General features: G+C 45.0%; 2 protein-coding genes and 1 pseudogene. All 3 read right to left on the reverse strand.

Annotation, left to right across the window (positions count from 1 at the left end):
• A pseudogene (locus R7127_RS26475) lies at positions 1-173 on the reverse strand (zf-HC2 domain-containing protein); the annotation flags it as partial.
• On the reverse strand, positions 170-754 hold the full coding sequence (locus R7127_RS26480) for an RNA polymerase sigma factor (RefSeq protein WP_005456530.1): 585 nt from the start codon (positions 752-754) through the stop codon (positions 170-172). The pseudogene R7127_RS26475 and the gene R7127_RS26480, both read right to left, overlap by 4 nt.
• Before the next feature lie 41 nt (positions 755-795).
• Positions 796-1,215, reverse strand: a 420-nt coding sequence (locus R7127_RS26485; RefSeq protein ID WP_318148710.1) for a hypothetical protein, incomplete at its 5' end; no start/stop codon positions are given.

A 1,215-nucleotide genomic window follows, 5' to 3' on the forward strand; every position in this document is an offset into this window, starting at 1 on the left:
TACTCTAATGGACTTTCACTCACTGTGTTTGCTTGACTTGCTTCTACTTGGTTTACATACGCTCGGCACTTTGAGCACGTCTCTAAATGTGTGGCGACCACAAGACCAGAAACCGCATCAATGCTGCCCGAAGCGTATGCTTCTAACAAGTTGTTATCTGGATGTTTGTTCATAGTTGCTCCGTATGCATTGAGTGCCTTAACTTTTCTACTGCGAGTCTTAACCGAGACTTCACCGTGCCTAGTGGTATGTCAAAAAGTTCCGCTACTTGCTGATGTGGCAGTTCTTCGAGATAAACCGCTTGCAATACGTCTCTCTGATTTTTAGGCAAAATATCAAGAAACTTCACCACCTGTTCCTTTAACATGTCTTGTTCTGGAGAATAATGATCAACCAAATCTGGCGGATAATATTCCGATGGCCAAATGTCATCAGAATGGATGTGAAGCTCTTTACCCTTTTGCTTTCTGAGTAAGTCAAAACACAAGTTGCGGATAATCGTGTATATCCACGTCGATAACGCACTCTTCTTTCCATCGTAAAGATGAGCTTTTTGCCAGACCGTTGCCATGGTTTCTTGAACCATCTCCATAGCAACTTGCTCATTACCAACGTGCTTGTAGGCAAACTGTTTTAGCTTGGGTGCATAAAAACGGAATACGAACGCAAAAGCCTCTCTATCTTTGGCTTTTACTTTATCCATGTAAGCGTTCCATTCATTTCGCCCCAGTTTTTGTGGGCTATCACTCATCATAATCAGCCTTTACTATAGGGAGGCACTCACCTCCCTTCTTCCTAATCGGTGATGTCATCAACGAGAAGATTGAAGCCACCATTGTTTCCGTCATCAATAGCAACCACTTGGTAGACAACACCATTCATTAAGTCTACTGGTAGCGAATCGATCGCGACCGCGTCAGGGTTGCCTGCGACGGTGACAGTTACGTAGTAAGTGCCTGCCGCAACATACAATCCTTTCGCACTTTCTTTATACGCAAAGTTTGTGATGGTTGGATCACTGCCCTCTATCCCTACTGACGTTGTGAGGTAGATATCAACCATCTCTGCTACTGGGTTGGCTGCCGCATGAGTCACGTTTAACGTCGCACTGGTTGCCACTGCGCGTCTCATGTCTTCAACAACCAGAGGTTCGATATCAATCGCTGGGCTAACAACACTGACTGCATAAACACTGTAATCCATTCCGCCCGCAAC

This window comes from Vibrio sp. 1159, assembly GCF_033340395.1.
Taxonomy (GTDB): domain Bacteria; phylum Pseudomonadota; class Gammaproteobacteria; order Enterobacterales; family Vibrionaceae; genus Vibrio; species Vibrio alginolyticus.

What these genes read in the sequence shown, in the direction of transcription:
- R7127_RS26480 (WP_005456530.1), bottom strand. Translation starts at nt 754, where the DNA reads ATGATGAGTGATAGCCCACAAAAACTGGGGCGAAATGAATGGAACGCT.